Here is a 2,656-nt window from a genome sequence, read left to right as displayed (position 1 = left end):
CACCCGCGCCAGGCGCTCCGGAGTCAGTGCCCCGATGACGCCGGCGTCCAGGACACCGGCCGTGTGCACCACACCGCGCAGGGGGTGCTCGTCCGGCACCGAAGCCAGCAGCGCCTCGACCTGGTCGCGGTCGGACACGTCACAGGCCACGACCGAGACCTGCGCGCCCTGCTCGGTCAGCTCGGCGACCAACTCCCGCACGCCCTCGGCGTCCGGACCGCGACGGCTGGCGAGGACCAGGTGGCGTACGCCGTACCGGGAGATCAGGTGCCGGGCCGCCAGCGCGCCCAGAGATCCGGTGCCACCCGTGATCAGAACCGACCCTTCGGGACCGAACACCGGTTCCGTGTCCGGGGCTTGAGCGGTGACACGGGCCAGCCGGGGTACGGAGAGGGCGTCGCCGCGCACCGCGACCTGCGGCTCGCCGCAGGCCAGCACCGCGCCCAGGACGGGCACCGCTCCATTGCCGGAGACCGGAAGCGCCGGGTCGGTGTCGAGCAGGACGATCCGGTCCGGGTTCTCGGCCTGTGCGGCACGCACCAGACCCCACACCGCCGCTCCCGCCGGGTCCGTCACCGTGGCCTCGCTACCGGCGGCGACTGCGCCGCGCGTGGCCACGACGAGGCGCGACTCCTCGACACCGGAGGCGCTCAGCCAGACCTGGACCACTTCCAGGACCCGGGAAGTCAGCGTCAATACGGCGTCCTCGCCGTCGCCACCGACGGCCTGCAGAACCGCCACCGCCGGAACCCCGCCTGCATCGGACAGCGCCGCTACGTCCTCGGCCGAAACCACCGGCGCCCACGACGGCGCGGGCACCGCGCCCTGGGCCGGTGGCAGCTCGGCCCAGTCCACCCGGAACAGGGAGTCGGTGGCCACCGGGTCACCGGGACTCGACAGTTGCCCGGCGGACAGTGCCCGCATCACCACCGTCCGCGCCGACACCACCGGGCCGCCGGCCTCGTCCGCCGCCTCCAGCGAGAGGGCATCGGACCCGCCGGGCAGGAGCCGCACCCGCAGCGCCGACGCACCGGCGGCGTGCAGTACCAGACCGTTCCAGTCGAGCGGCTGACGTACCGCGCCACCGTCCGTCGTCGCACCGCTGAGCGCGTGGGCGTGCAGGGCGGCGTCGAGCAGCGCGGGATGGATACCGAACTTCACGGCGTCCTTGCGCTGCTCCTCGGTCAGCGCGACTTCGGCGAAGAGCTCCTCGCCGCGCCGCCACACCGTACGCACGCCCTGGAAAGCGGGACCGTACTCGTAACCCTGCTCGACGAGGCCGGTGTAGAAGGAGCCGATCTCGACCGGCTCCGCGCCGGGCGGCGGCCAGGCGGCGAAGTCGAAGTCCGAGTCCCGGTTCGCAGCCCGGTCCGACAGTGTGCCGGTGGCGTGCCGCGTCCACGCCGGCCCGTCACCGGGGGCGTCCTCGCGCCGCGAGTAGATCTCCACGGTGCGCGAGCCGTTCCCGCTCGGCCCGCTCACGGCCACCTGGACGCGCACCCCGCCGCGCTCGGGCACCACGAGGGGCGCCTCGATCACGAGCTCCTCCAGGACAGTGCACCCGGCCTCGTCACCGGCCCGCACGGCCAGCTCGACCAGGCCCGTGCCGGGAAGGACGACCACTCCACCGAGGGCGTGATCGGTCAGCCAGGGGTGGGACTTCAGCGACAGGCGGGAGGTGAACAACAGGCCGTCGGAGTGGGGAAGTTCCACCATGGCGCCGAGCAGCGGGTGATCGACCGCCGACTGTCCGAGTGACGTCGCGTCGGTGGCGGTCGGTGCCGTGTGGAGCCAGTAGTGCTGGTGGTCGAAGGCGTACGTCGGCAGGTCGACATGTGCCGATGCACTCCCGGCAGGCAGGACGCCGGTCCAGTCCACCGGCACACCACGCACGAACAACTCCGCCATCGACACCAGCAGACGACGCAGACCACCCTCCTCACGCCGCAGCGAACCCGTCACCACCCCGCCCTCACCGGCGTCACTCCCGTCAAGGATCCCGGTGACCGGCTGGACCAGCACCGGATGCGCACTCACCTCCACGAACACCCTGTGACCCTGACCGAGCAGATCCGCCACGGCAGGACCGAACCCGACCTGACCCCGCAGATTCCGATACCAGTAACCGCCGTCCAGAACCCCGCCAGCCTCCACCCAGCCGCCGGTGACCGTCGAATAGAACGGCACCAGCGGCGCCTGGGCATCGATACCGGCCAGCATCTCGCCGAGAGCGTCACGGATGTCCTCCACGTGACGGGTGTGCGACGCGTAGTCCACCGCCACCCGACGCACCCGAACACCCTCAGCCGAAAGAGCTTCCAGCGCCTCGTCCAACGCCTGCGCATCACCGGCGATCACCACGGAGTTCGGGCCGTTGACAGCAGCCACCTCGACCCGACCCGACCAACGCTCCAGGCCGGCGACCGCCTCTTCCTCGCTCAGCGCGACCGAGGCCATGCCACCGTGACCGGCCAGCCGCTCACCGATCGCCCGGCTGCGCAGCGCCACCACCTTCGCCGCGTCCTCCAGCGACAACGCCCCCGACACACACGCCGCCGCGATCTCACCCTGCGAGTGACCCACCACCGCATCCGGCAGCACACCCACCGACGACCACACCGCCGCCAAGCCCACCATCACCGCGAAACTCGCCGGC

The 2,656-nt window shown here is 72.1% G+C and carries 1 protein-coding gene; it reads right to left on the bottom strand.

Features of this window, described 5'->3' with window-relative positions:
* The coding region (locus BIV23_RS44950) for an SDR family NAD(P)-dependent oxidoreductase (protein ID WP_143079279.1) at positions 1 to 2,656 on the bottom strand (2,656 nt) is incomplete at both ends.

Source organism: Streptomyces monashensis (assembly GCF_001866665.1).
Classification (GTDB): Bacteria; Actinomycetota; Actinomycetes; order Streptomycetales; family Streptomycetaceae; genus Streptomyces; species Streptomyces monashensis.
This window is presented reverse-complemented; position numbering and strand designations above follow the sequence as displayed.